The organism is Providencia rettgeri (assembly GCF_001874625.1).
In the GTDB taxonomy this organism is placed as follows: Bacteria; Pseudomonadota; Gammaproteobacteria; order Enterobacterales; family Enterobacteriaceae; genus Providencia; species Providencia huashanensis.
The window spans coordinates 4119955-4142497 of record NZ_CP017671.1 but is presented as its reverse complement, the minus strand read 5'-3'; the positions used below and the strand labels follow the sequence as shown (position 1 = coordinate 4142497).

Genomic DNA, 22543 nt, shown 5'->3' with positions numbered 1-22543 from the left:
TATGGTATTGGGACTAAAACGATTTTCAAACCAGTTGCAAAAAAAACACAATGAAAAATGAGGGAAAACATGCGAATTAAAGTCTTGATTGGTGCTGCTGCATTACTGCTTTTAGCGGGTTGTTCTACAACAACTAATTTGACTGCGGCAGGCTCACAAGTTCGTTTTGTTGAGAATCAACCAGGAAGTGATTGCCAGCTTCTGGGGCAGGTTGCAGGGACACAAAGCAACTGGTTGAGCGGTGTGAATAATGAATCCAGCTCAATGCGCAGTGCAGCGAATGACTTGCGAAATAAAGCTGCTGCAATGGGTGGTAATGTTATTTTTGGCGCAACAAGCCCAAGCGAAACAGTATTATCTAGCTTTATTCCGCTAGATAGCAAAATGGTTGGCCAAGTATATAAATGTCCCTAATATGATTTCATAGCGCCCAAATTACAGTAATTTGGGCGTTTTGCTTTTTAAATCTGCCTTAAATTTAGGTCAAGCAATGTTTTGCTTGGCTCTCCGCCAATTTCCCGTGCCAATTTTGGTACGAGGTATCCGGATACCTGACTTAATAACTGCTGTATTAATTGTCGAGCTTCTAAATCACTGACTAAAAAGTGTGCTGCTCCTTGGACTTTATCCAATACATGTAAGTAATAAGGTAAAATCCCTGCGTCAAATAAGGCATTACTTAAATTAGCTAATGCGCTTACATTGTCATTAACTTGGCGTAATAATACGCTTTGATTCAGTAAGGTAACACCTGATGACTTCAGTTTAAACATGGCGGCAGTTAATGGTTTATCAATTTCATTTGCATGGTTAATATGTGTAACCATAATCACTTGAAGCCGCGAAAGCGCAAGTCTGTTGCATAGTGTGTCGGTAACACGTTCTGGAATAACAACGGGTAAACGAGTATGAATTCTAAGGCGTTTTATATGTGGGATTGCCTCTAGTTGGCTAATTAACCAGTCGAGTTCATGGTCTTTTGCCATTAGTGGGTCACCACCTGAGAAGATGATTTCATTGAGTTCGGTGTGGTTTTTTATATAATCCACAGCCATCAACCAGTTATTTTTATTTCCTTTGTTATCTTCATAAGGAAAATGCCGGCGAAAACAGTAGCGACAGTTGACTGCGCAACCACCTTTTACCAGCAGTAATGCGCGGTTGTGGTATTTATGCAGCAAACTGGGAATTGCGTTATCTTGCTCTTCTAGCGGGTCTGTAGAAAAACCTGGATGTATATCAAACTCTGCTTTTGCCGTTAATACTTGCAATAACAGAGGGTCTAGTGGATCGCCTTTTTTCATCCGCGAGATAAACGGCATTGGCACACGCAAAGGAAATAATTTACGCGCTTCATTGCCTTCTTTCGAAAAAAGGTGGTTTTCTAAGTTAAGCATTTGCAGCAATTCATCTGGATTAGTGATTGCTTCAGCAAGTTGTTGTATCCAGACTTCTCTGGATGAGGTATTTTGAGTTACAATATCGACCATTTTTTGGCTATGCCATTTTTAGTTTATAAATTAGAGGATCACCATGGCTACTTATAGTACCAATGAATTCCGCTCAGGTCTTAAAATCATGTTAGATGGCGAGCCTTGTGTCGTTTTAGAAAGTGAATTCGTAAAACCAGGTAAAGGTCAAGCATTTGCACGTGTGCGTATCCGTAAACTGATTTCTAACAAGCTGTTGGAAAAAACATTTAAGTCTACTGACTCCGTTGAAGGTGCTGATGTCATGGATATGAACTTAACTTACCTATATACCGATGGTGAGTTCTGGCATTTCATGAACAACGAAACTTTCGAACAATTAGCAGCAGACGAAAAAACCGTTGGCGATAACGCCAAATGGTTAGTTGACCAAGCAGAGTGTATTTTAACTTTGTGGGACGGTCGTCCTATCGCGGTAACTCCACCTAACTTTGTTGAGTTAGAAATTACCGATACTGACCCAGGCTTGAAAGGTGATACTGCTGGTACAGGTGGTAAACCAGCGACACTGAGCACTGGCGCAGTTGTTAAGGTTCCGCTGTTTGTTCAGATCGGTGAAGTTATCCGTGTCGATACTCGCTCAGGCGAATACGTTTCACGCGTAAAATAATAGCGTATCCTATACGGAATCGCTAAAAATAAAAAGCCGTGGTCGATGTGAACTGACCCCGGCTTTTTTGTCTATTTTAAGTCGCTAACAGCACTTAAACCCACCTTTACCACCATAGCGTGCGTCTTGACGTTCTTTGAAAAACTCTTCATAGGTCATTGGCGTTTGATCAGGATGCGTTTTTTGCATGTGAGCAACATAGTTGTCATAGTCAGGGACGCCAACCATCATTTTTGCCGCTTGGCCGAGGTAGCGGGCTGCTTTTCCCAGTTCTCCAAACATAAATCCTCGTCATATTTTGTGTTGTAGCTTCAATTATTTTGGAGAAAGAGAGTGAATCTTGATAAATACTTAAAAACTAAATATTTAAAACAAAACTGCTCAACTTTCAATCTCCGGTGTATTAATGATGTCGTGTATTTGCCACGATTTCTTCATAGTTGGCTGGCATTGGCTCGTAGGGTACTTCATTCGCAGTTGGTTGGTCAGATTTTAAGGCCTTCAACGCAGTGCGGATGGAGAAAAGAGCTAGTAATACCACAACAATCATAAAGAAAATAGTTAAGCCAGCGTCTAAACGGTTATTGAAAATCAACTGCGTGAGTTGAGATTCGGTGTACTGAACTGGAATATTTCCACTATCAATCATTGCTTGGAATTTATTTGCAACAGCTAAGAAGCCAACACGGGCATCTTCACTAAAGGTTTTTTCCCAACCAGCTGTCATAGTACAAATCAATAACCAAGCTGTTGGTATCAATGCAACCCATGCGTATCGTTGACGCTTCATTTTGAACAGTACCACAGCACAGAGCATTAATGCCATACCTGCTAGCATTTGGTTTGCGATACCGAATAGTGGCCATAGTGTGTTAATCCCGCCCAGAGGGTCGACAACACCTTGATGCAGGAAATATCCCCATGCCAGTACGCATAGTGCGGTTGCTATTAAGTTTGCAGGCAGTGAGTCTGTTCGTTTTAGTGACGGTGACACCACCCCAAGCAAGTCTTGCAGCATAAAACGTGCGGCACGTGTTCCTGCATCAACTGCAGTTAAAATAAATAACGCCTCAAATAAAATAGCAAAGTGGTACCAGAAGGCGACATTCATCAACCCACCAAGTGCACCGTGTAAAATATAGGCCATTCCGACAGCAAGCGTCGGTGCTCCTCCTGCCCGTGAGATAATACTGCTCTCACCGACTTCATGAGCTATTGTATTTAACTGCTCAGGCGTAATTTGGAAACCCCAACTACTTACAACTTGAGCCGCAGAGGCAACAACATCTTGTGTACCGGCGGGGGCTAACATTGCCATTGGACTATTCATGGCAAAATACACACCAGGGTCAATCACACAAGCTGCGACTAGCGCCATGATGGCAACAAATGATTCCATTAACATACCGCCGTAACCGATAAAGCAGGCTTGGTTTTCATTTGCTAACATTTTCGGCGTTGTGCCTGAAGAAATCAGTGCATGGAAGCCAGAAACAGCACCACAGGCAATAGTGATAAATAAGAATGGGAACAAATCCCCTGCCCAAACGGGGCCTGTACCATCAATATATTTCGTTAGTGATGGCATTTGTAGATTAGGATTTAAAATCAAAATACCAATAGCAAGGCCAATAATAGTACCGATTTTTAAGAAGGTAGAAAGGTAGTCTCGTGGAGCAAGGAGTAACCAAACAGGAAGTACCGCAGCAACAAAGCCATACCCCACTAACATCCACGTTAATTGGACACCAGTATAATCAAAATAAGGTGCCCACGTTTCACTTTCAGCAACCCATCCTCCAGAAATGATGGCAAAGACAAGGAAAATTAACCCAATAATCGATACTTCGCCAATACGACCAGGACGGATATAACGAGTATAAATCCCCATGAAAATGGCTAATGGGATAGTGAAAGCAACAGTGTAAGTTCCCCATGGGCTATGGGTTAGCGCTTTAACGACAATCATGGCCAGTACCGCTAAGATAATCACCATGATCATAAAGCATGCAATTAATGCCAGCACACCTGCTGTATTACCCATTTCTTCCTTAACTAACTCTCCAAGAGAGCGCCCATCTCGTCGCGTCGAAACAAATAACACCATAAAGTCTTGTACAGCCCCTGCCAGTACTACTCCTGCTAACAACCAGAGCATACCCGGTAAGTACCCCATTTGGGCAGCAAGAACCGGACCAACAAGAGGGCCTGCTCCAGCAATAGCGGCAAAATGGTGACCAAATAATACTTTTTTATCTGTTGGTACGTAATCGAGCCCATCATTATGACGAATTGCAGGCGTCATACGTGTTGAATCGACTTGTAATACTTTTTTCGCAATAAATAGCCCGTAGTAGCGGTATGCAATGAGATAAATACATACTGCAGCAACAACAATCCACAGAGCATTGATCTGTTCACCGCGATTTAAGGCAATATAACCTAGTGAAAATGCACCAAGTAAAGCGAGTACAATCCAAATTAATTGTTTACCCATAGCCATCCCCATTTATTCAGTTAACAGCGCTTTGTTATCTATTTAAATGTTACTTAATCACTATTTATTTAAGTAGAACAAGGAAGATATAGCTAATTTAAGTTAAAGGAAAAGTAGCTAAAACGAGACACCTATTGGAAATTGTGAGAACAATTCTATAATTGCAGTGAGCTTCACTAATTTATCATTAGCGACTGGATTTTATCGGATTTTAAGCTAAAGACTTGCTATTTTTTTTAATTAAACCATAAGTTTTATTTAGTGTGGATTTTTGAACTAAATAATAGTCAGAAATAAAATGCTTTATGAGGGGGGATTTAATTACCGAAAGATAAAACTCTCGGTAATTAAATCGGCTACTTTAAGCATGCCTTAGGCTGAGAATAATTTTTTTACCAAAAAGCGTTATAATTAAGCCAAACATAATTAAAATAAGCCCGGCGATTTGTATGCCATTAATATGTTCATCAAGGAATAAAGCACTACTGCTTAAACCAAATACAGGAACGAGCAAAGAGAATGGCGCAACTCGCCACGCTTCATAGCGGCCAAGTAAGATCCCCCATAGCCCATAGCCAACAAAAGTAGATAAATAAGCAAGATATAAAATAACGCCAAATATGGACCAATTAAAACCAGTAAGTCCGTCTACGATGGCATCTTCCCCTTCTAAAACCCAAGAACTTATTAAGAATGGAATAATAGGGATTAGCGCGCTCCAACTTACTAAGGACAAGGCACTGCATTTTTCAGCCCCTTTATGTTGCATAATGATCCTATTAGTAATGTTACCGCAAGCCCAAGAAAGCCCCGCGATCAGTGTAAAGGCTAGCCCAAGTAGCGGTATATCATCTAATCCACCAGCGGTTGCCCCATTGGCTAATATGGTTAACCCTATTATGGCAATAAACATGCCGATGAAGTGAGTCGGTTGCAATGATTCTTTTAAAATTATTGCGCCAAGTAATAGGGTAAAGAAAGCTTGGGATTGCAATATGACAGAGGTTATACCCGCAGGCATACCCACTCTAATCGCGCAAAATAAGAAGGCAAATTGACCGAAGCTGATGGTAAGTCCATAGAGAAGTAATAATTTGAGCGGAATTTTGGGGCGCTTAAAAATAAAAATAGCAGGGAAGGCCACAAACATGAAGCGTAATGCACCTAATAATAACGGCGGAAGTGCGGTAACGCCGAGTTTAATGATAACGAAGTTAACACCCCAAATAACCACCACACAAAGGGCGAGTAAGATGTCTCTGAGACTCATGCTATTTTCTCGATTAACTTGCCAGATTAAACATCTACTTTACATGTGTATAATTTTGAGTGCGATGGTTATGATGCTTAATAATAAAAAACGGTATAAAAATGTTGAATTTTATGGTTGATTTGCGCTTATTTGTTATTTTTCGTGGCTTGAGTCAGCGCTAACGAAGGTTTATAATGTATTCACACATCACACGTATTCAGGACGACCTGAATAAACGTCATTCAAATATGGGGACGGCCCCGAGTAATTAACGGGAGCAAGCAATCATGGCTTGGATCGTTCTTTTATTTGCAGGCTTATTAGAAGTAGTATGGGCTGTAGGGTTAAAATACACTCATGGTTTCACGCGTTTAACACCCAGTATTATTACCATTATTGCGATTATCGCCAGTATGGGGTTATTAGCTTACGCCATGCGTGACCTACCAGTAGGAACTGCCTATGCAATTTGGACGGGTATAGGTGCTGTTGGTACTGCAATTGTTGGGATTATTTTCCTGGGTGAATCAGCGAATATGTTCCGTTTATTAAGCCTAGCTTTGATTATTACGGGTTTAATTGGCTTAAAAGTGTCGAGTTAACTATTTAAAACAAGCGGGTGGTTTTCATATTACCTGCTTTATTATTGTTATATATTGCTAGTTCCCCTATGGGGGCTAGCAATATTAATTTACAGACTAGAGTATCCAAGCTGTTCTAGCTCCTACCGTCGTACTTTTATGGTGTTCAGTGTGGCTAAGGCACAGGGAATCAATACCTGCACTAGTTCGTGAATACCATGCACCTCCACGCATTAGGGCACGCTTACCGTAGTTGCGTAGATAAATTTGGTCATCTGTTAGTTTCGCTTTATAAGGAGCAAGGCCTAGTACTTTCAGTAAAGTAGGGATTTGCTCTTGGCTTGCTCTATCAAGTAAACGAAAAGGGCTATCGAGTAGACCCGCGGGATAACTGGAATCACTTGGCTCGCCGTTAAAATTCAAAATATTCTGTGAAATGATCGGGGTTCCTGCATTACCATCAGTTTTAGAGTTAGGTGAATCATATTTGGCACTTGTTGAATGGTTTATCGGGATATACTCACCTGTAGTCATGTTGATAGCACGCCAATTTGTTGATGAGCACTCTAAGTTGATGGCGGCATCATTATTTGGGATCACTTGGATTTCCCCTGCATGTAACCGAACGCCAGTTTGCCATTCCCAAAGGTTACCGACTAAATCGCTGATCCCTGTTAGTTGGTTATTGTGGTGCCAGTTTTCCCACTGTGCATTGGTTCGGGTTGTTGGCGTTCCATGTAAATCACCCGTGGCAAGGCCATCTATTCGCGGAGTGAATTCATTATGGGAATAATAATTACGACCATAATCGGTATTGCCTTGAACAATGCCATTATGTTGATTGGTTAATGCTGAAATGGCGCACCATTCTGCATTGCTACTGACATGACAGCCTTTGCCACTTTGTTTAGCTAATAATTGAAATTGTAGTAAATCAAAATTACATGCAGGTATTTGATTCGGCTGACTCACTAATTCGCCATCATGTAAGCTGGCGGCGTAGCAAGAATAGAAAAAGGCATCAATAAGATGGTTATTGATAATAAATGCAGGGTGGGGGCCATTGCCCAGACGTTTATCGATATCTTCTAAGTTAAAACGAGGAACGATAAAAACATAATTAGGTTGCCCCTTGGGGCTATAAATAATGGTGCGTTGGCCATTACTTTGTTTTTCAACTTGTTGACGTAATGGATCAGGAGAATAAATCATGGTCATATTAGCCTTTTTCATTAAAGTGAAACCCAATAGCCTTCTTCCCATTTGATGGGTAAGAATTGTTCAGTGAAGGATTTAAAAACCTTATCGGCATCAAGGTCAGCGAATAACGTTGGGTGGAGCCAACTGGCGAACTTTAACACTGCGATAAAGCCAAAAGGACTGTCATAAAAGGTATGCCAAATGGCATGAACCTGTTGCCGTTTCACGGCACTTAGTGTCTTAAATGCATTACGTACCATTAGTTGTTTTAGCTTTTGCTTCGCAATGGCTAAATCAGCCCCCGGGCCTAATCCAACCCAGCCACCTTTTGGGTTATAGCCACTCCAATCCGTTCCTGTCACAATCACCATTTGCGCTTCGGTATGGATAATGGTTTCTTGATTAAGAATGCCATAAGTCCCATGAATATATTGTTCAGAAATATTTACGCCGCCTGCGAACGTGAGAAATTGGGCAAAATTCCCATTTCCATAAGCGAAACAACACTCGTCAGTAAAACCCGCTGCTCGCTCCAGAAGGACGCTAGGCATGTTAGGTTTTGCGTCTCGTAAACGGTTTTCGACCATTTCCAACTGCGTTTTAATAAATTGATTAATACGTTTGGCGCTATCTTGCTGTTGAAAAACCTCTGCCATAATGGCAACACTTTTGGGTGTATTACCGATAGGATCAATACTCATATCGAGGGCAATCACGGGTATATTTGCACGTTGTAATATCGCCAGTAATCCATTCGCTTGTAACCCTGCAAATGTCCCTGTCGTTGTGAAAATCATCTCTGGTTTTAGCGTTAAAATTATTTCTAAATTGGCTTGAGCTCCGCCAATTGGGGGAAGGTGAGGGAGAGTTTGCAGAGCTGGGAAAGCCTTACAATACTGCTGATAACTACGCAAATCAGCGGAACGGAAGTTGCTTGGGATGGCGACTAATTTTTCGACAAAATTTTTCTTATTTAGCACAGCGTAAAGAAAAATTAGTGAAGGATCAGCCAAATAGATGCGTTCAGGTTTTTTGGAAAAATCGACGGAGCGCCCAAGGATATCTGTGATGCTGCGTTTTTTTTCTGCCAAGGAAGGGGATGACACTAAGGTAAGTGCCATGGTCGCCAACCCTGCTTTGATGAAGTCCCTTTTGGAAACGGTCATAACTGTTTAACTAACCTATTAAAAATAGTAATTGAGCGTGGCAAATAACGTTCTATTGGTACCTATGCTGCAATAGGTAGAACTGGTGCAGCTAGCAACATAGGGGTTATTGGTAATGTTACTTACGGTGACCCCGAGTTCCATTCCTGTTAATTCAGGGATAAGCGCATCCATTTGGTACCTAGCGCTAACATCTCCTAGCCAGACTGCAGGGACTTTAAAGGTGTTGGTATTGTCACCCCATGTTGCACCTAAATAACGTACTCCTACTCCGACTAACGCACCTTCTAAATAAGGGGAATGAAAGCGGTAATCTACCCATGCAGAACCGCTGTGTTTAGGGACTTGAACAGGGTGCTTATTTAGCACCGAAAGGTCTTGGCTTTGTGTAATTTTGTTATCCGTATAGGCATAATTGAGCATCATATTTAGCGAAGTAGTAATAGCAAACCGGCTTTCAAAATCGATGCCTCGAGAACGAATTTTACCCGTTTGATTATAGTAATCAGGGTTTAGTGGGTTATGAGTGGTGACATTTTTTTGCTCAAGCTCATAGGCGGCAAGGCTTACCATCAAATCACCAGATTGGTTTTGGTATTTTATCCCTAATTCTGTTTGTTTTGATTCAGTTGGAATAAAGGGTTTCCCCTCTGCGTCGGTACCTAAAACAGGGTCAAAGCTGTCAGATACACTAACCCACGGTGAAAACCCACTTTCAAAGGAATATGTTAGCCCAACGCGTTGGCTCCATGCGGAGGTATCATTTTTTTGCGTGGTGTTTGTCAGGTTATTATCGGTATTGAGATACGACCAATCATAGCGACCGCTAAGTAGCAGATCCCATTGTTGCCAACTGAGTTGATCTTGTAGATAAACACCATAGCGATCAAAGCGTTGAGTTGTTGATGTGCGAGATACCGGATAAGGCCTAAACTCAGGGTGATGAGGTTTTACCCATGGGTCAAAGCTCACAGTTTGTGATCCCCACCAGTCTTTATCGAGCTTTCCAGTTTGGTAATCAAAACCAAAGAGCAGTTGATGACGAATAGGGCCAGTATCAAGTTGATAAATGAGTTGGTTATCAGCAACCCAAGTTTTTGAATGGCTTGGCGAGTCTTGATAAACCGCTGTGAGTCGCTGATCGCCGGCTAAAAAACCACGAGTGAAGTCACGTTTAATATGCGTATCAACATCGGAATAGCGTATATTTTGTTTAAAAGTAATAAATGGCGTGATTTGATAGTCGATCAAAGAAGTGATAGACCATTGAGTTCGCTCAGATTGCTCATGTCTAGGGTCGCTGTAGTTTTGTGTAAAATCCAGTTTTCCGTTTCGATTCGGTAATAAACCAATCGCTTGAGCGGGTAGTGTATTATAGTGGCCAATATGGGGGTCGCGTTGGTATTGGCTTAAGACAGTCAAACTGAGTTTTTCATTGGGTTGCCACGTGAGGGATGGCGCGAGCAAATAGCGAGATTGCTTGGAAGAATTGATTTGCGAATCAGTGGATAGCGCTAACCCATCCATTCTATAAAGCAAAGTTTCGCTATCATTTAATGCGCCTGTTGTATCAAATTTTATTGAATCGTTATCAAAATTACCTTTTTGGAACTGAATTTGATGTGATTCGTTGGCACTTGGTCGGCGAGATTGCATATTGATGACTCCACCTGCTCCCCCTTGACCATACAGTGCAGATGAAGGCCCATGAACGGCTTCAATACTATTTAAGGTCCATGAATCGATTTGTGGCCCCCAAATTCCGCTGTTACCTATGACACGTAGCCCATCTAAATAATAGTCAGCATCGAACCCTCGAATTTTTGAAAAATCGATACCGTTACCAAACGCACCAAACTTCTCACTAGTCACTCCGGCGCTATAGCGTAGGGCTTGGCTGATCGATTCTGAAGGTAATGTATCCATTTGTTCACGTTTGATAACTGAAACAAATTGTGGAGTTTCCAATAAGGATGCAGAACCTTTAGTTGCCGTGAATTGTGTTTTGTTGGCATATCCTCTGGGAGAATCATTATTATTTTCACTGGAAGTGACGACCAATACATCGGTTTTAGCGGCCATACACGCAGTGTTTGAGTAAAGTAGCGTACAAACGAGCATGCTAACCGTTGATAGGGTACTGTTTTTGGAGACAAAGTTGTTCATACAATCCAAGCCAATGGGTTAATGTGAAAGTTTAATTTCGTTAGCATAGATCGTAAACCGACCGTCGGTCAATATAATTAATAATCATTTGCATTTAAATGATGAGGTGTAATGAGCCTATAAAAAGGGAGTTAAGTAATAGTTTGATATCTAAATAAAAATAGATAATGTAAGAGAAAGGGAAATATGAGAAATGCAGCGAGGTATCGCTGCATGGATGGCTAAATTATTTTAGAAGTTGGCTAAAGCGCTGGTAGAGGATTTGGCCTAAATTATGTTGATTGTATTCGGTGCTAGTCGATAAATTATCAACCGCAGCATGCATCGAATGGTAAATCATTGTCGACATCAATTCATTAGGCAACTCTGGCCACGCTTTGTTTTGTTCACCGAAAGCTAAAATAGTTTTAATCTGCTCAACGGCACGGGTTTCATGATCATTGCTGCGGCCGTGGTATTCGTCATGAAATAACATGTCGTGAATATTTTGTTTTTCGACATAGTATTTGACGCTATTTTCGCACCATGCTTTTAATTTTTCACAGGCGCTTGTTTGGCTATCTAAAGCCGTTTGAATATGGCCTAAATACCAGTCCATATAGCGTGTGCGCAGGGCTTCCATGATATCATTTTTAGATTGAAAATAATGATAAAAGGTCCCTTTTGCTACATCAGCTGATAAAACAATTTCGCTGACGGTGGTACTCACAAACCCTTTAGAAAGAAACAGTTTTTCCGCTGCATTCATTAGGTCATCTAGCCTTTCTTCCGCAGGTTTTGTTCTTGGTTTTTTAGGGGGTAATGTCATAGGGTTTGTCTCTTAATATCTTGTGCTAAAAGCAAATCTGATAGGGGTATCATAGCACTTAATATTGATATGCTAAAACTTAGCTCGCTGGTAGCTTCGCTATTTTAACTATCTTTTTGGTGCTTCTATAAAAAGATAAAATAAATACAATCAATAAAACATACATTATCGCACCAATCATCCATATCCAGCCATCCCAACTTGCCAGTGTTTGACCAAAAATAAAGCTAAATAATAATGGGCCGATCACCCCCGTCGTATTGGTTAAGCTGACTAGAACGCCTTGTAGCTTACCTTGGTTAGTTTGATTGACTTGAGCTGACATTAACCCCTGTAAGGCTGGTAGCGCAATACTGCCGCCGGCGAGTAAGATTAATGTAGGGTAAATCATCCAACCCTTTGTCAATAATGACAAAATAATGAATGCTGCTCCATCAACAACAAAGCCCACAATAATCGTCACTTTTTCATTGAATTTCTTGGCGATTGCGCCCGCTACAAATGCTTGGAACAAGGCATGCATGATGCCTAACCCCGCTAAAGATAGGCCGATCTCCATACTGCCCCATTGAAAACGATGTTCCGTAAATAACACCCATGTCGTTGCTGGAATTTGCCCTATCATTTGAGTCATAAAAAAGATAAATAACAATAGTATGACTGGCTTGATCACTTGCAGGAAAGGTCGCGAATTTTCTGCTGTTTCTGTGGTGTTTTTTTCAGTATTTTTGATTTTATTATCTTTAAATATCAACATAATAACTAAAAAAGAGAGCGCATTTAAAATGGCAGCAATAATAAAAGGAAGATGAGCTGAGAATTGCCCTGTAAAGCCGCCAATTGCAGGGCCAGAGATTAACCCGACACCAAAAGCCGCCCCTAAGCGTCCAAACCACTTAGTACGCTCTTGTGAAGCAGTATTGTCAGCAATAACAGAAGCGGCGACCGCACCTGTTGCGCCAGTAACTCCAGAAATTAATCGCCCAACGTATAGCATCCAAAGTGAGCTAGATAATGCAAGCAAAGTGTAATCCACAGCAGCGCCTGCAAGAGATAGTAGTAATATTGGTCGGCGCCCGAATTTATCAGACCATTTGCCAAGTAGAGGAGCAAAAAAAACCTGCATGATGGCATACAGTGCCAGCAGGATACCGTAATGATTTGCTAAATTTTCAGCCGACACGTATTCACGTAACAATGTAGGCAATACAGGCATGATCAAGCCGATCCCCATAGCATCTAGGGCGGTGATCGTTAAAGCGGTGATCGCAAATTTATTCATCGTTTTTTCTCTATCATTGATAGAGTTGGAATATATCCCTATCAGTGATAGAGTGTCAATAGAAAAAAAGAGAGGGCAGTATGGCGCGATTAGATAAAGAAACCATCATCACAGTGGCATTAGAGTTGCTAAATGAAGTGGGAATGGAAGGGCTGACAACGCGAAAACTAGCTCAAAAACTGGGCGTAGAGCAGCCTACACTATATTGGCATGTGAAGAACAAGCGCACATTGTTGGATGCATTATCTGTTGAAATGCTAAAGCGTAATCATCGTCATTCATTACCCGCAGTTGGGGAAACGTGGCAACAATTTTTACGTAATAATGCATTGAGCTTTCGTGATGCATTATTAAGTTACCGTGATGGCGCAAAAGTGCATTTAGGGACTCGCCCGAGTTCAGACCAATATGACACCGTAGAAATGCAGTTGCAGTTTATGGTGGACAATGGTTTTTCATTAAAATGTGGGTTATATGCAATAAGCGCGGTTGGTCATTTTACGTTAGGTTCTGTGTTAGAGCAGCAAGAACATATCGCAGCACTTAATGATAGGCAACAAATAGCAGATGATACGATGCCTCGACTATTAAAAGATGCTTTGCAAATTATGGATCAAGATGATGGCACAGAGGCTTTTTTATTTGGTTTAGAAGCATTGATTAATGGTTTCGAAAAGCAGTGATAAGGTGTCTGTGTTTTTAGGCTCGCACAATAGGGGGGATTTGTGCGAGTGGTGGATTTATTTAGAACATTGTTTTTCAATTTGGCGTTTTTGTTCTACCAATTTTTTAGCTGTTGCCATCGCGAGTTGTTCATCGGCTTGCATTTTTGCCGTAAAAGAATTGAGGTCATTTCCTACTATATCTTTTAACAGCTTATATTCGCGTGGAGCCACACATTTACATTTTTTCTCTACGGCTGCTTTTCTTTTCGCACGTTTTTTATTTACGGAAGACTGGGGTTCACCAGGCGTTGGTAAGTAACTGTAAGTATTAGACTTTATGCAATCATTATACAACTCTGTTTCGGTTGGCATTTGGTTGGAAGATTCTTTTTTAACAGAAAAGGAATCAGCCTGTGCGGGTAATACGAATGCACTCGAAATTAATAGTGCAACAAATAGAGTTTTAAATTCCATTTAAATTTCTCCTAACATAAGAATATTGATAAAAATAAAGAATGTGTGAATGCTACCCTTTATTCTTAGAGGGGTATGATTAATACATTGATATTTGATAATTAATGACTTTTCTAAAAGGTATTATTGATCATAGCAAGTAAGGTTTTGATTTAACTTCAGGTTATTCTGAATGTTTTTTAGCTTGGGAATTATGCAGTTTAGGGTGGCTAAAAGAGTGTATTGGCGTAAAAATAGAAGGTTTTCTTGTTTATAAGCGATGGATAAATATATTCATCTATGATTTAAAAATGCCACTATTTAAATAAAAAATACCCCATTACTCAATAGCTAATGGGGTATGTATATTTTGTTAGGTTCGCAATTACAGAGTGAAAACACCGATAACTGCGATCACACTAATGATCGCTGAGCCGCCATAGAAAACCCATTTAGTTGCAGGGACATGGATTTTAAAATCGTGCAGTGTATGGTGAATACGGTGCATACCACACCATACTGGCAGAATAATCATCAGTAATAAGAAAACGCGGCCGATAAAGCTTTGGCAAAATGCCATAATGCGTTCATAGCTAAGCATTTCTGGTGCGACACCCAGTGGAATTAAAATCCCTAACAGGATGATAATTGCGGGGCCAATTACAGCACTCCACATACCACCAGCACCAAATAACCCCCAGAAAATCGGCTCATCGGAACGTTTAGGCGTTAGATTCATCAGATTCTCCTTCGATTAAAATAACAATGCGATAGCTAAAATTGCCGCAGTGACGACAATCGTGACAGCCCAAAAGCCTTTAACGATAGGCTCATCAGACATTTTCTTATCTTTAACAATAATACTGACAGCTTTAGGTGCAAGGTTGAACCACGTTGTGGTATGTAGCAGCGTTGCAGCTAACGTAATGATGTTAATAATAAGAATAATTGGGTTACTTAAAAAACCAACAAAGCCAGCCCAAGACTCAGGACCGCTTTTAAGCGCAAACACCCCATACAGGACTAAAATACTGAACCAGACCTGAAGAACGGAGGTGCTTTCACGCATGATGTAAAAGCGGTAAAAACCGAGCTTTTGCCACCAGTCGCCCTTCATTTCTCTGACATAGGGTTTACGTTTCGTAGTCATGACTTCAATTCTCCTTATCGTGGCTTCAGCATGGCGATAACAAAGTCTTGCGCACTGGCAACTTTACCTTGCTGGATAGCGCCTGCAGGGTCGACATGCTTAGGACAGACTTCAGAGCAGTAGCCTACAAACGTACAGCTCCAGACACCGTTGTCACCATTTAACAAGGTCATGCGCTCTTTCGCACCATGGTCTCGGTTATCTAAATTGTAGCGCTCTGCCAATGTGATCGCGGCTGGTCCGATGAACTCTGGGTTCAGTCCAAATTGTGGGCAAGCTGCATAGCACAGACCACAGTTGATACAACCTGAGAACTGATGGTATTTAGCCATCTGTGCAGGCGTTTGTTTATTTGGGCCTTCAGATGGTTTGCGATCATTCCCAATAATATAGGGTTTGATTGCTTCTAAACGCTCAATAAAGTGAGTCATATCAACAACAAGGTCACGCTCGATTGGGAAGTTACCTAACGGCTCAACTTTCATACCTTGTGGGTATTCACGCAGGAAGGTTTTACAAGCCAGTTTAGGGACTTTATCTACCATCATGCCACAAGAACCACAGATAGCCATACGACAAGACCAACGATAAGACAGGTCTGGAGCAAGGTTATCTTTGATATAGCCTAACGCATCTAACAAAGAAGTTTGCTCATCGTAAGGGACATCATACGTCACCAAATGGGGTTCACTATCCGTTTCCGGATTGTAACGCATGATCTCCATTTTTAGGTGTTTCATATCATCCATTAGCTTGCTCCTTCTTCGCCTTATCTTGAGCTTCAGCTTCGGCACCGTAAACACGTTTAGCTGGCTGAGATTTCGTGATTTTCACATCACTGTATTCTAAACGAGGGGAGCCCTCAGGGTTATAGAATGCCAAAGTATGTTTAAGGAAATTCACATCATCACGCTCAGTACAGCCTTCATCTAAACGTTGGTGTGCACCACGTGATTCTTTACGGTTGATTGCAGAGTGAGCCATACATTCCGCCACATCAAGGCCAAAGCCTAATTCAATGGTGTACAGTAGGTCAGTATTAAAGACGCTGCTATGGTCGGTAATTTCGACATTTTTGAAGCGTTCTTTCAGTTCAGCAATCTTATCAACCGTTTTTTGCATTAATTCAGGAGTACGGTAGATACCGCAGCCTTCTTCCATTGAAATACCCATTTCATCACGGATTTTCGACCAGCTCTCTTTCCCTTTTTGGTTCATGAGTTTGCTGAGGTCAGCTTCGATATCACGAGTACGGGCTTCGATAGCATTTGCATTGGCTGGCGTTGCCTCAGCAGCATGGCGGGCAGCTTGTTCACCGGCTAAGCGACCAAATACTACTAGCTCAGCGAGTGAGTTAGAGCCTAAACGGTTTGCGCCGTGTAAGCCGACAGACGAACATTCACCCACTGCAAACAGGCCTTTAATACGGGTTTCAGTATTGTGATCTGTTTCGATACCACCCATGGTGTAGTGAGCCGTTGGGCGAACAGGAATAGGGTCTGTGACTGGGTCAACACCCACGTAGGCTTTCGCCAATTCACAAATAAATGGTAAACGCTCATGCAGTTTTTCTGCACCAAGGTGGCGAAGATCCAGATACACAACATCACCACGGTGTGTGCTAATGGTGCGACCTGCACGCCATTCGTGCCAGAAGGCTTGAGAAACTTTGTCACGAGGACCCAGTTCCATATATTTATTTTCAGGCTTGCCGAGCGGTGTTTCTGGCCCCATTCCATAATCTTGCAAGTAACGGTAGCCATCTTTATTAACAAGGATACCACCTTCACCACGGCAACCTTCGGTCATTAAGATACCTGAACCTGGCAGACCCGTTGGGTGATATTGCACGAATTCCATGTCTCGTAGTGGAACCCCATGGCGAAATGCCATCCCCATACCATCGCCTGTTACGATACCACCGTTGGTATTGTAACGATAAACACGACCAGCCCCACCTGTTGCCATAACGATAGAGTTCGCACGGATTTGAACTTTGGTGCCTTCCATCATGTTAAGTGCAACAAGGCCACGAGCTTGACCTTCATCGACAATGATATCTAGAACAAAATGCTCGTCAAAACGTTGAATTTGCGGATATTTTAATGATGTCTGGAATAACGTATGGAGCATGTGGAAGCCGGTTTTATCGGCAGCAAACCATGTACGTTCAATTTTCATCCCACCAAAGCGGCGGACGTTAACTGAACCATCTGGTTTACGGCTCCACGGGCAACCCCATAGTTCTAGTTGGGTCATTTCTGTAGGGCAATGTTCGACGAAATAATCGACGACATCTTGCTCACACAGCCAGTCCCCACCAGCAACAGTATCATTAAAATGATAGTCATAGGAGTCATGAGCCTGAGTAACTGCAGCTGATCCCCCCTCTGCGGCCACTGTGTGGCTACGCATTGGGTATACTTTTGAGACCAGAGCAATCTTGATATTGGGATTTGCTTCAGCGGCAGCAATTGCTGCACGTAAGCCTGCGCCCCCGGCCCCGATAATCGCTAAATCGGCATTGAAGGTTTGCACTGCGCTTCTCCATTGTTCAAGTGTAAATTGATAAATTCTTTTAAATACTTTTGATAATTAGCTATGTCATTTGTCATTTAACTTTGGGCTAAACGACAAAATATCTGTTTTTTAATAGTAAATAATATAATAGCTAATAATGACTTATCATGCTGTGAATTATAACGAATAGTCCCCAAGATAAATTTGATATAGAGGGGGGTTTTAGCCAAAATTAGCAATAAAGTGTGATCTTGATCTTCTTTTTATAAATTGTTTTTACATTTTATGTTTTTTTAGTTTGTTAACAGTGAATAAAAAGGAATTTCAAATAATTATCATTAAATTTACATACTATTATAGTATATAAAACCAAGTGGAATACTCGGGTTTTATCAACTTTAAGTGAATAATATTGTTATTATCGCTGAATATTTTAATTCATATTGAATATTTATTTGCGAGCGGCTTCACTATTTATTTTGCAGATAAATTTTATTTTATTGTTTAATTTCTAAAATAAGTTGAGAAAGCGAATCGTTTCGTTTTTTTATTAACAGTTGTGTCACATAACATAAGAAATAATCATGTTTTGTGTTCTTTTTATTCTTTTGTTCATTCTAGTACAAGCGGTACCATTTCTACTAAAAAGTAAAGACTTTGCCTAATCGTGTAAAGCAGGTGATAATCAGCATCTCTTTACTCACCTTTAGTGTCTAACACGGCCCGTAAGCAATCATGTTTTTTTACCCAGATAATTATGCTTTATCAGTGTAAATTCATTGTGTGTTGCAGGTGAGGTGGGTACACTGCACGACTAAGTTTATTTTGGAGTCATCTTCATGAGTGATATAGCGAACTGGCAGCCAACCGCCCCCATCGCTAACCTGCTACAGCGCGCAAAAATTATTGCGGAAATCAGGCGTTTTTTTACTGATCGCTGTGTACTTGAGGTCGAAACACCAGCAATGAGTCAGGCAACTGTAACTGACATTCATCTTGTTCCATTTGAAACGCGTTTTGTTGGCCCTGGAGCCGCACAGGGGCTGAATTTATATTTGATGACAAGCCCTGAATATCATATGAAACGCTTACTCGCTGCGGGTAGTGGGCCTATCTACCAATTAGGTCGAAGCTTTAGAAATGAAGAGGCGGGGAGGCACCATAACCCTGAATTTACCATGCTTGAATGGTATCGCCCACATTTCGATATGTACCGTTTAATCAATGAAGTTGATGACTTATTACAACAGGTTTTAGAATGCGAAAGTGCCGAGCTGCTTTCTTATCAGCAAGCATTTTTACGTTATCTGGATATTGACCCACTTTCAGCAGAGAAAAGTGAGTTACGAGAAGTCGCTGCACGCTTAGATTTAAGCAATATCGCTGATAACGAAGAAGATAAAGATACCTTATTGCAGTTGTTATTTACTATGGGGGTTGAACCTCATATTGGTAAAGAAAGGCCGGCAGTGGTTTATCATTTTCCGGCGACTCAAGCTTCGTTAGCTGTGATTAGCACAGAAGATCACCGGGTAGCAGAGCGTTTTGAGGTGTATTACAAAGGGATGGAATTAGCGAATGGCTTCCATGAATTAACCGATGCCAGTGAACAGCGCCAACGCTTTGAGCAAGATAACCGTAAGCGTGCGGCAATGGGGTTAGCTATTCAGCCTATTGATGAGCATTTATTGTCAGCGCTTGAGCACGGCTTACCTGATTGCTCAGGCGTTGCTGTTGGGGTTGATAGGTTAATCATGATGGCATTAAATGCAGAAAAGATTAGCGATGTCATCGCGTTTCCCGTTACTATTGCGTAACAGCGAAATAAACCGTTTCTAATAATGCAGCCAGATGGCTGCATTATTGTTTTACAACCAATAAAAGCTATTTTTGTTGTTCTAGAAATTTAACGCCTAAATCAGGGAAGTCGGTAAAGGCACCATCAACATTTGCTTGGTTATAGATGATGTCATAAAGCTGCTGCCCATCTTTTGCATATTTAGGTAGCTTGTCGACACGAATGGTGAATGGGTGAACTGCCATTTTGTTTTCATGGGCTTCTTTTACCATATCATTCACTTTGATATTAGTTGGGGTAGACTCTTCATCGATTAGCATATGGTAATCAGGGCCAATACCATCAGCGTATGTGGCAATTTCTTTCATTGCACCAGGTTTCATCATCCAGTCGTAATTATAGTTAACCCAAGTACCATCTGGTTTTTGTTCTTGAGTTTCATTCCAGTCCGTGTAAGCGATCAACTGAATTAACTTAAGATCCATCCCCATTTCAGGCATCAATGTGTTTTTAATCCGTTTTAGATCATTTGGGTCAAACGATTGTAGGTAAACATTAGAGTCTTTGTTGGTATAGCCATATGCTTTTAGCACCTCTAGTGTTTTTTTAGTGATATCTTTCCCTTCTTGTTGATGGAACCAAGGTGCTTTAATTTCTGGGTAAATACCAATATTTTTACCTGTGGATTTGTTTAAGCCCTGAACAAACTCAATTTCTTCTTGAAATGTATGAACACGAAAGTCTGATTTACCCATTGGGAAACGATTCGGGTAACTCTGGACTTTCTTGCCATCAACAATATCAAATCCTTCAGTGAATTTAAGAGATTTAATTTCATCCAGCGTAAAGTCTATCGCATAGTAACGGCCATCTTTGCGAGCACGATCTGGAAAACGTTCGGCAACATCTGTAACCCGATCAAGATAGTGGTCGTGTAACACCACAAGCTCGTTATCCTTTGTCATGACTAAATCTTGTTCAAGAAAGTCTGCACCTTGTGCGTAAGCCATTGCTTTAGCGGGTAGAGTATGCTCGGGTAAATAACCACTTGCACCACGATGTGCAATGACGACTTTACCTGAAGCTTGAGCTACGGCAGACACTGACATCACTAAAACCATACTTGCCACCAATGTTTTTAATGGAAAGTTCATGATTATATCTCCTTGGCACTTTAATTGGATAAAAAAAATGGGCTACATCATTTTTTGATATAGCCCACGAGTCTAGCGATTAACAATGAACATTTGATGAATGCTTATTGTGAGTTTGCTAATTCACGTTTATGTTTGCTTTCGCTTAACATCACGATAAACAGTAGAACAACCGCTAATGCTGAACCACCAATCATGACAGCGAAGCCACCGTCCCAACCGAAGAAGTCAACGGTGTAACCGACGATAGCACTTGCCGCAACTGAACCCCCGAGGTAACCGAACAAGCCAGTAAAGCCTGCTGCTGTACCTGCCGCCTTTTTCGGAGCCAGTTCAAGTGCGTGTAAACCAATTAACATCACCGGGCCATAAATTAAGAAACCGATGACCAACATACAGGCCATATCAATATTTGGGTTACCCGCTGGGTTCATCCAGAATACGATAGTTGCGATGGTTACTAAGGTCATAAAGAACACACCTGTTGCACCACGGTTACCGCGGAAAACTTTATCCGACATCCAACCACACAGAAGTGTTCCTGGGATACCTGCGTATTCATATAAGAAGTAGGCCCATGAAGATTTATCCATAGCGAAGTGTTTTACTTCACGCAGATAAGTCGGAGACCAGTCCAAAACACCGTAACGTAATAAGTAAACAAATACGTTGGCAATCGCAATCATCCATAACAGTTTGTTAGGGAAGACATACTTCATGAAGATTTCTTTTGCGGTTAGCTCTTGTTCATCAGACTCTTTATAGTCTGTTGGATAGTCGTTTTTGTATTCTTCGATAGGTGGAAGACCACAAGATTGTGGTGTATCGCGCATTAATGCAAATGCGATAATCGCAACAAGGATAGCAGCCAATGCAGGCATATACAGAGCAGCTTTCCAGTCGTTAAACCATGCCATACCTAACATGAATAGCAATGGCGGGATACCACCACCAACGTTGTGGGCACAGTTCCAAACAGAAACGATACCACCGCGTTCTTTTTGTGACCACCAGTGAACCATTGTACGCCCACATGGAGGCCAACCCATACCTTGGAACCAACCACAAAGGAACAATAGAACGAACATGACCATGATGCTAGAAGTCGCCCATGGTACAAAGCCCATAACTAACATGACTAAAGAGGCTAGGATCAGACCTGCGGGTAAGAAGTAGCGCGGGTTCGCACGGTCAGAGAATGACCCCATGATAAATTTAGAAAAGCCGTAGGCAATTGAAATACCGGATAATGCGAAACCAAGGTCACCTTTTGAAAAACCCTGTTCAACAAGATATGGCATCGCTAACGCAAAGTTCTTTCGGACTAGATAATACGCTGCGTAACCAAAGAAAATACCCATGAAGATCTGCCAGCGAAGCTTACGATAGACAGGGTCTATCTTGTCAGCTGGCAGCCTCTGTATGTGAGGTGCTGGTTTAAAAATGCTTAACATATACGCCTCCGATGGCATGCTAAATTATTTATTCACTCATTCCTTCTCTTTTTAAGAAAATCATTGAGTGTTTATTATTGGTGAAGTAACAAAAACGAAAATAATCGAGTAATTTAAGAGTTTTTATTTTCTTAATTGCTCTAAATTGTAGTCGTTAGAAAACAATTTATCTGTAATCCAACGCACAATTATTGATTTTGTTTATGAAGTTGCATAGTAAATGACATTTGTGAATAGAATGGAACCATAATTGTTAATTATTTTGTGATTTACATCACGTATTTGTTGTTTTCAACG

General features: G+C 41.3%; 21 protein-coding genes. 5 read left to right on the top strand and 16 right to left on the bottom strand.

Going from position 1 to position 22543, the window contains the following annotated elements:
* Window positions 1-69: 69 nt before the first annotated feature.
* Window positions 70-414: a DUF4156 domain-containing protein gene (locus RB151_RS19190; protein WP_042846381.1), complete on the top strand. Its 345-nt coding sequence runs from the start codon at window positions 70-72 to the stop codon at window positions 412-414.
* Between the two features lie 47 nt (window positions 415-461).
* Here the strand turns inward: RB151_RS19190 and epmB are convergent, their stop codons facing one another.
* Window positions 462-1490, bottom strand: a complete 1029-nt coding sequence (gene epmB, locus RB151_RS19185; protein ID WP_071548628.1) for an EF-P beta-lysylation protein EpmB — start codon at window positions 1488-1490, stop codon at window positions 462-464.
* Between the two features lie 43 nt (window positions 1491-1533).
* On the opposite strand from epmB, the gene efp reads away from it, so the two are divergent.
* Window positions 1534-2100, top strand: coding sequence for an elongation factor P (gene efp / locus RB151_RS19180; protein ID WP_042846375.1), 567 nt, complete (start codon window positions 1534-1536; stop codon window positions 2098-2100).
* Window positions 2101-2184: 84 nt separating this feature from the next.
* On the opposite strand, the gene RB151_RS19175 is transcribed toward efp, so the two are convergent.
* The 3 genes from RB151_RS19175 to RB151_RS19165 form a co-directional block, all read right to left on the bottom strand.
* On the bottom strand, window positions 2185-2382 hold the full coding sequence (locus RB151_RS19175) for a YbdD/YjiX family protein (RefSeq protein WP_004258665.1): 198 nt from the start codon (window positions 2380-2382) through the stop codon (window positions 2185-2187).
* A gap of 121 nt (window positions 2383-2503) precedes the next feature.
* The gene (cstA, locus tag RB151_RS19170) at window positions 2504-4597 is read right to left on the bottom strand and encodes a pyruvate/proton symporter CstA (RefSeq protein WP_094301223.1); all 2094 of its coding nucleotides are present in this window, start codon (window positions 4595-4597) and stop codon (window positions 2504-2506) included.
* 361 nt (window positions 4598-4958) lie between these two features.
* Window positions 4959-5867 carry an EamA family transporter gene (locus RB151_RS19165; RefSeq protein ID WP_042846373.1) on the bottom strand — a complete coding sequence of 303 codons (909 nt, stop codon included), beginning with the start codon at window positions 5865-5867 and terminating at the stop codon, window positions 4959-4961.
* Window positions 5868-6136: 269 nt separating this feature from the next.
* Between RB151_RS19165 and sugE the strand changes: the two genes are divergently transcribed.
* The gene (sugE, locus tag RB151_RS19160) at window positions 6137-6451 is read left to right on the top strand and encodes a quaternary ammonium compound efflux SMR transporter SugE (protein ID WP_004258648.1); all 315 of its coding nucleotides are present in this window, start codon (window positions 6137-6139) and stop codon (window positions 6449-6451) included.
* A gap of 96 nt (window positions 6452-6547) precedes the next feature.
* On the opposite strand, the gene RB151_RS19155 is transcribed toward sugE, so the two are convergent.
* The 5 genes from RB151_RS19155 to tet(59) form a co-directional block, all read right to left on the bottom strand.
* Window positions 6548-7663, bottom strand: coding sequence for a hypothetical protein (locus tag RB151_RS19155; protein ID WP_080972690.1), 1116 nt, complete (start codon window positions 7661-7663; stop codon window positions 6548-6550).
* The gene (locus RB151_RS19150) at window positions 7663-8796 is read right to left on the bottom strand and encodes an ABC transporter substrate-binding protein (RefSeq protein WP_080750897.1); all 1134 of its coding nucleotides are present in this window, start codon (window positions 8794-8796) and stop codon (window positions 7663-7665) included. Before RB151_RS19150 ends, RB151_RS19155 begins: the two co-directional genes overlap by 1 nt.
* 18 nt (window positions 8797-8814) lie before the next feature.
* Window positions 8815-10962, bottom strand: a complete 2148-nt coding sequence (locus RB151_RS19145; protein WP_052219341.1) for a TonB-dependent siderophore receptor — start codon at window positions 10960-10962, stop codon at window positions 8815-8817.
* A 226-nt stretch (window positions 10963-11188) separates the two neighbouring features.
* Window positions 11189-11770 (bottom strand): TetR/AcrR family transcriptional regulator, encoded by a 582-nt coding sequence (locus tag RB151_RS19140; RefSeq protein ID WP_048606093.1) that lies wholly within the window; start codon window positions 11768-11770, stop codon window positions 11189-11191.
* 79 nt (window positions 11771-11849) lie between these two features.
* Window positions 11850-13052, bottom strand: a complete 1203-nt coding sequence (gene tet(59), locus RB151_RS19135; RefSeq protein WP_001031679.1) for a tetracycline efflux MFS transporter Tet(59) — start codon at window positions 13050-13052, stop codon at window positions 11850-11852.
* 80 nt (window positions 13053-13132) lie between these two features.
* Between tet(59) and tetR the strand changes: the two genes are divergently transcribed.
* A complete protein-coding gene (gene tetR, locus RB151_RS19130) occupies window positions 13133-13735 on the top strand; it encodes a tetracycline resistance transcriptional repressor TetR (RefSeq protein WP_000113092.1) in 603 nt (200 codons plus the stop codon).
* A gap of 57 nt (window positions 13736-13792) precedes the next feature.
* Here the strand turns inward: tetR and RB151_RS19125 are convergent, their stop codons facing one another.
* From RB151_RS19125 to frdA, 5 genes are all read right to left on the bottom strand, one after another.
* The gene (locus RB151_RS19125) at window positions 13793-14191 is read right to left on the bottom strand and encodes a hypothetical protein (RefSeq protein WP_042846363.1); all 399 of its coding nucleotides are present in this window, start codon (window positions 14189-14191) and stop codon (window positions 13793-13795) included.
* Between the two features lie 364 nt (window positions 14192-14555).
* Window positions 14556-14909: a fumarate reductase subunit FrdD gene (gene frdD, locus RB151_RS19120; RefSeq protein WP_042846361.1), complete on the bottom strand. Its 354-nt coding sequence runs from the start codon at window positions 14907-14909 to the stop codon at window positions 14556-14558.
* A gap of 15 nt (window positions 14910-14924) precedes the next feature.
* Window positions 14925-15320: a fumarate reductase subunit FrdC gene (gene frdC, locus RB151_RS19115; RefSeq protein ID WP_042846360.1), complete on the bottom strand. Its 396-nt coding sequence runs from the start codon at window positions 15318-15320 to the stop codon at window positions 14925-14927.
* A gap of 14 nt (window positions 15321-15334) precedes the next feature.
* A complete protein-coding gene (locus RB151_RS19110; RefSeq protein ID WP_004258616.1) occupies window positions 15335-16069 on the bottom strand; it encodes a succinate dehydrogenase/fumarate reductase iron-sulfur subunit in 735 nt (244 codons plus the stop codon).
* Complete coding sequence (frdA, locus tag RB151_RS19105; protein ID WP_042846359.1) at window positions 16062-17858, bottom strand: fumarate reductase (quinol) flavoprotein subunit; 1797 nt, start codon at window positions 17856-17858, stop codon at window positions 16062-16064. The genes RB151_RS19110 and frdA overlap by 8 nt, the downstream gene beginning before the upstream one ends.
* Before the next feature lie 821 nt (window positions 17859-18679).
* On the opposite strand from frdA, the gene epmA reads away from it, so the two are divergent.
* Window positions 18680-19657 (top strand): elongation factor P--(R)-beta-lysine ligase, encoded by a 978-nt coding sequence (gene epmA, locus RB151_RS19100; RefSeq protein ID WP_042846358.1) that lies wholly within the window; start codon window positions 18680-18682, stop codon window positions 19655-19657.
* Between the two features lie 67 nt (window positions 19658-19724).
* On the opposite strand, the gene glpQ is transcribed toward epmA, so the two are convergent.
* The gene (gene glpQ / locus RB151_RS19095) at window positions 19725-20792 is read right to left on the bottom strand and encodes a glycerophosphodiester phosphodiesterase (protein WP_042846355.1); all 1068 of its coding nucleotides are present in this window, start codon (window positions 20790-20792) and stop codon (window positions 19725-19727) included.
* A gap of 104 nt (window positions 20793-20896) precedes the next feature.
* Window positions 20897-22246 (bottom strand): glycerol-3-phosphate transporter, encoded by a 1350-nt coding sequence (gene glpT, locus RB151_RS19090; RefSeq protein ID WP_042846353.1) that lies wholly within the window; start codon window positions 22244-22246, stop codon window positions 20897-20899.
* Window positions 22247-22543 lie beyond the last annotated feature (297 nt).